The following is a 5954-nucleotide window of genomic DNA, read 5'->3' on the forward strand; positions in this document are numbered from 1 at the left end:
TTCCTCAACCCAACCTACGCCAGTTGTAGTTTTTAGCCTTAACTGAACGGTATTGACTTATTAATTTGCAACATAATTATAGATAGCAATAGATTCCGGGATTTTTAAGAATTCCGGAATCTGTGCATTTCACAAATAATTTAGAATTGCTGTGGATTGGTTTTAATTAAACTACTCCCTCCACACCAAAGTAATTAGCTAATGTCAACACAACCTCCTGAGTTAAACCCTCAGATAACTCTGGCAAATAAACCTGAATTGCATTCCTGACAGCAGCATCGAATTCGCCAGCATTAGCCGTAGCATTACGGACAAATGGCTCAATTAAACGGATTAATTCGTAACTGCTGCTTAAGTCAGTATTTTGAATTGCCCGGTCTAATGGTGGGGCTGTGGGGTCGGGGAACTCTGGCAGAATGCGGCTAACAAAGGTGACGCGGTGGAAAATGCGCCAGCAAGCGGGGCCGCCTTCGAGTTGTTGTGCTTGGCGGAGTGCTTGAGCATTAGGTGAATTACTTTCCTCTAACCAGATGGGATCGACGACTTCATTAAAGAAAGCGTCGTAATTTTGGGTATCTGGGGTGAGGTAGAAGCTCAAGAAGCGATAGGCGTTGACTTTACCGGGAGCATCCAAAGGATTACCATTGGCATCGAATTCGCGGATGGGGCGATCGGCTTCATCTCGTACCAAGTTACCTCTTTCATCTAGCCTAAATCTCTGTAAATCGCCTTGGGTGTTATTTGTTAAGTCGATTCTAAAAGATTGGCTGGCTTCTTTGGTTTTGGATTTGGTGAGGTTTAAACTACCACCAAAGGATGCTTTAGTTTCTACGTTTAAACTGATACCAACTACTTCTCCGGTGGCGGCAGCGCTGAAGGTGGCGTTACCTGTGAAATTATACGCTCCACTGGTAGATTCTTGCTGTATATCTGTGGTTTCTGTCGATTCAGCGAAGAGTCCCCCGTCTGCTGTCCAAATGTAGCTGTTGACTAAGTTACGTTTACTGTATTGCGCTGGTAAATCGTTGTTGGAAGTCAACGCATCGATTAAACCACCGGCGGCAATTCCTGCGGCGGCTACAAAGGGTGCAGCTGCGCCGGCAACTGAGGCTCCAGCGATCGCACCTGTGAGTCCTCCCGCTAAAACACCAGTAGTTTCTGGTTTAATCCAAGCGGAAATATTAAACTCTTGTTTTGCAATATAGGTATCTGCATCTAACTTTATAGCTGATTCTGCATAACCCATTTTGGCAAATGCATCTGGACTTTCTGTACCTTGAGTATTGAAAAATCCATCAGCAGAACGTTCAATATTGTAAGCATCAATTCTGTTAGTCTGTTGATTATGGACAAATATCTGCCAACGTTTAATATCAGGAATACCCGTTGGGACTTGCAAAACCGTAAACCGTCCATCCACCAAGTTACAAACAAAACCTAACTCCATAGTTGGTTCAAAAAATGGACGATTATCCATATCTGTAGCGCCGAGAGTATCTTTAGCACCATTTTTGAGAATTTTATGGCGACTGCGCCGATAGCGGACTTCTCTAGCTGTTTTCAGTTGCGTACCAGCGAGAATGAATCTGTCTACTAAAAGGGTTTGATCAACAATAGGAATGGGTGTTTGTCCATCAGAATTAGAAATAGTTGTCCCATTGAGGTTGCATATTTTTCTCCTATTTATTAGTTCAGTTAATGGTTATTCGATAAGTTAGATGTAAAGAACTTACACTGATAAATCTTTGTGTAAGTTCTATTAACCGGAGGAACTACAACCAGAAAAACTCTAATTTGATTTATAGATAAATCTGGCTGATTTGTCAAGCTTAGAAAAATTTAATTACCAGCTTGATTGAGTGGATAATTAACAGAAGTTTCTCCAGTAGGTTGTGGAGAATCTAGTTTTGCATAACGAGGATTGCAGGCTTGTGCAAATAATAAAATGCCGAATGACAAAACAAATGTAAACAGTCTGTTCCAACGCATATTGTTCAGAGAATTTGTTAAAGTCTTCATAAGTTCAACTCCTTGATTGCAGGTGTTCTGTTATCTTTATAGAATTTGCCAAGTTAAAAGTCGATACAGAAAAGTTAAGGAATTAAATGTAGAAGCTAACTTAACTTGAGACTTAACTTTTACAGCATGATGCTTAACTAGAGTTAAATCTGCAATTTTTGACGCGATAAGAATTTTCTTTCCAGCAATTGCAAGGCAATTCTTTTACCTGTACACCAGCCGTAATATCCATAAGTTGCGGATCTAGCGACAGTTTTCTCAAAACCTACAAAGTAAAGTGTAGGGTCAACAATAGATTGGCATTTACCATCTGTTTTTGGTAATAACCTATCATTTAAATTTAGATACAATTGCGGCTGTCTCAAAATTTTATTTATACCAGGACGAAAGCCAGTGCCTAAAATAATTGCATCGTAATTTTGTGATACACCATTGGTAAAAATTACGCCCGTCTTTGTAAGTTGTTGAATACTATTAGAGATGACTCGAATATTTCCTTTTTTGATTTGTTGAACAGTACCTCTATCTACCCAAGCTACACGGCCCTGGTTAACTTCCACATCCATTGGCCCTTTATCTTCTCGATAGATAGAGTATGCACTCAAATCTAAAGCAAAACGCTGAATAAATTTATCAGTTTCCTTGATGTCTGCTTGTAATTCTTCTGGTGAGAAATCTATGGCTTTTGCCATAGCTTCTATTCGAGAATCTATTGTATTATTATTAAACAAACGTTTAAAGTATGACCTACTGCGCCATAACCAATATTGTAGCGATCGCAGTCTCGGATAAAGAGGAAATACCCAACGTTTACCGCGAATTAACATATCTACACGTTCAGCACCGTGTTCATATAAATCAAGTGCGATTTCTGCTGCTGAATTCCCCGAACCAATGACTAAAACCTGCTGATTTTGATAAGGAATGCCATTTTTATAGGCACTACTATGAATAATCTTACCTAAAAAGTTTTCTTGTTCCACAAGCTTTGGTATCACAGGTTCATTAGTTAGTCCAGTACAGATAACAAGAACCTTGCACTGTAGAGTGTCTTTAGTTGTTTGTATTTGCCAGTTCTCATCTGTTTGATTCTGATTATAATTTTTGGTAATATTTTGTACTTCCTCACCACAACGAATATGTGAATCAACTTGAAAATGATGTGCATATTCTGTTAAATACTCCACCATTTCCTCTTTCGTCTTAAATGTGGAGTATTTTGCCTTACCCTCAAAAAAAGGTAAAGTAAAGTAAGGATTTTGAGTAACTAATCGCTCGTAGGCGTTTTTCCAGATAGTTGCGACAGTTTCACCTTTCTCTATCACAACAAAGTTATCAATTCCAAATTTTTTTAAACTTGCAGCTACAGTAATACCGCAAAAACCAGCCCCAATAACGATAACGTCTAGTTCAGCCTTCATAAAATTGGCTTTGATTGCGAATCTTAACTCTTATCTTTATAAAATTTGGTACTTCAATAGTCGATATAGATTAGTTAGGGAATTTGAGCCGTTGCGAACCTACTTAAATCTCGTTCCTGCTTCCTATATTCATGAGTTAAGTTCACAAGTTAAGTGATTTCCCTGCCTAACTCCTTAACTTTTCTGTATCGACACTGCAATCGTCTACTTCTAAATATAAATAGTTAGACTAGCTATAACGAAAGAGTTGACATGAACTTAATAACTTTGCTGTTACGTTCTTCTTGGAAAATTCTCACTCTTGCTACCTGCATTGGATTATTAAGTGGGGTTAGTACAGCCGGATTACTTATAACAATCAATACACATATTAATCAATCATCTCTGAGAAGAATATTAATTTACAGTTTTATCGGTCTTTGTCTTGTCAAGTTTTTAACAAATATTATTTCTAAATATTTGTTAATAAATTTAGCAGAAAAAGCAATTGTAGAATTACGCCTTACATTGAGCGAGAGAATTTTATCTGCACCACTATATGATCTAGAAAAGTTAGGGAAACATCGTATATTAGCTACATTAACAGACGATGTTTTAGCAATTTCTCGCACAGTCTACATTATCCCTACGTTGTGTATTGATATGACCATCGTAGTGAGTTGTCTTTTGTATTTATTTTGGTTATCTCCAACGATATTTTTTCTGGTGATCATTTCTCTATTGCTAGGAATATTTAGCTATCAACAGATTGCATATAAAGCAACCTCATTTTTTACCCTAGCTCGTCAGCAAGAAGATCAACTGTTTAACCATTTTCAGAGTATAACTGAGGGAACTAAAGAACTAAAGCTTCACAAAGAACGACGACAAATATTTTTAAAGCAAGAACTTAAAGAAACGGCACAATTATCTAGACGCAATAATGTAGTTGGAATGACTATATTTGCAGTTGCTGCTAGTTGGGGTAATAGCTTATTTTTTGTGGTTGTAGGATTGGTAATTTTTGCTCTGCCTACTTTCCAAGCTATCCCTAATCATATTTTATCTGGATATGCATTGACTATTCTCTACTTGCTTTCACCTTTAGATTACATTATGAGTGCAGTTCCTACCTTTAGCCAAGCAACTGTTGCTTTACAAAAGCTTGAATCTCTTAAACTATTATTGTCGAATCGCTGTTATGAAAGTAATTTAATGAATTGGGATGAAGCAGATAATTTTTGTTACAGTTTAGAATTTTTGGGTATCACTCATACCTATCATCAAGACTCAGAAGATACAGCTTTTACTCTTGGCCCAATTGATTTGACGGTTTCGGGAGGTGAAATTGTTTTTATTGTTGGTGGTAATGGGAGTGGTAAGTCTACGCTGATCAAATTAATCACTGGTTTATACATTCCTGAAAGCGGAAAAATTTATTTCAATGGCAAATTAGTGGCTACGGAAAATCAAGAGTGGTTCCGCCAACATTTTTCAGCAGTGTTTTCTGATTTTTATCTATTCGATAATTTATTTAATTTAGGTAAAAATATTACTGATGATAAAATTAAAGACTATTTAGTTCAATTACAACTGGATAAAAAAGTTCAAATAAGCAATGGAATCCTTTCTACCACTTTATTATCTCAAGGACAGCGAAAACGTCTAGCCTTGTTGACGGCTTATTTAGAAGACCGCCCTATATATGTATTTGATGAATGGGCTTCCGATCAAGATCCTGTATTTAAAAAGATTTTCTATACGCAAATATTACCTGAGTTGAAAAGTAAAGGCAAAACTGTAATAGTAGTTACTCATGATGATCAATATTTCTATTTATCAGATCACATAGTTAAGTTAGATTATGGCAAGGTAAACAATATTTATAAAAAGGTTCCCTCTTAAATGTAAAGTTTTTTTGTCTATTTATAACAAATAGAATAAGCACTACATTCATAAACTGGGTCAAGTAAGTCCTATTCGTTTTTAGCCATGTGAAAGATATGCTGCAAACCCTTGTATATCATAAGATTTTACCATTTGATACTGTTACATTTCTAAAATTTTTAGGAACTCTTGATACCCAGAATACATGCCATCATTCGTTATAGGTATTGCTGATGTCCTGATTTTTTTACCTTGTTCATTTACTACATCAATTGTTAGTAACTTTGGCTCCATCCATTCACCGAGAAAACCATGACGATTTGTTTTGTCACTACGTCTACCTTTTTTATTAAACTCTAAACCCACCAGGGTTTTTGCCCAGTGCGGGGGTCAATTTCCGTCCAGGGAGAAATTCGGATATAGTCCTTTTCCAAGTTAACACTAACAAGCTTGAGGGGAAGAGGTGCTGGCCCCCGTACTACTCTCCCATCAGGATCGTAGCGAGAACCGTGACAAGGACATTGAAATTGATTGTCATTGGGATTCCAAGGAAAGGTACAACCTAAATGGGTGCAGTTATCAACAATTCCCCAAGGGTGTAGGGTGGTGCGACTCGTTTGCGGTGAATTCATAACCCGCAGTGAAAAC

At 37.2% G+C, this 5954-nt stretch carries 5 protein-coding genes and 1 pseudogene; 1 reads left to right on the forward strand and 5 read right to left on the reverse strand.

Going from position 1 to position 5954, the window contains the following annotated elements; all coding sequences use genetic code 11:
- Positions 1 to 166: 166 nt before the first annotated feature.
- The 3 genes from VB740_RS16765 to VB740_RS16775 form a co-directional block, all read right to left on the reverse strand.
- Positions 167 to 1477, reverse strand: a complete 1311-nt coding sequence (locus VB740_RS16765; protein WP_323201097.1) for a hypothetical protein — start codon at positions 1475 to 1477, stop codon at positions 167 to 169.
- A gap of 362 nt (positions 1478 to 1839) precedes the next feature.
- Positions 1840 to 2019 (reverse strand): hypothetical protein, encoded by a 180-nt coding sequence (locus VB740_RS16770; protein WP_323201098.1) that lies wholly within the window; start codon positions 2017 to 2019, stop codon positions 1840 to 1842.
- A 143-nt stretch (positions 2020 to 2162) separates the two neighbouring features.
- Complete coding sequence (locus VB740_RS16775; protein ID WP_323201099.1) at positions 2163 to 3440, reverse strand: NAD(P)/FAD-dependent oxidoreductase; 1278 nt, start codon at positions 3438 to 3440, stop codon at positions 2163 to 2165.
- A gap of 252 nt (positions 3441 to 3692) precedes the next feature.
- Here VB740_RS16775 and VB740_RS16780 point away from each other — a divergent pair, with 252 nt between their 5' ends.
- Positions 3693 to 5324, forward strand: coding sequence for a cyclic peptide export ABC transporter (locus tag VB740_RS16780; RefSeq protein ID WP_323201100.1), 1632 nt, complete (start codon positions 3693 to 3695; stop codon positions 5322 to 5324).
- A gap of 147 nt (positions 5325 to 5471) precedes the next feature.
- On the opposite strand, the pseudogene VB740_RS16785 reads toward VB740_RS16780, so the two are convergent.
- Positions 5472 to 5666, reverse strand: a pseudogene (locus tag VB740_RS16785) (ISLre2 family transposase); the annotation flags it as partial.
- The coding region (locus VB740_RS16790) for a Rieske 2Fe-2S domain-containing protein (RefSeq protein ID WP_323201101.1) at positions 5663 to 5954 on the reverse strand (292 nt) is incomplete at its 5' end. The pseudogene VB740_RS16785 and the gene VB740_RS16790, both read right to left, overlap by 4 nt.

It is taken from the genome of Nostoc sp. UHCC 0251 (genome assembly GCF_034932245.1).
In the GTDB taxonomy this organism is placed as follows: Bacteria; Cyanobacteriota; Cyanobacteriia; order Cyanobacteriales; family Nostocaceae; genus Nostoc.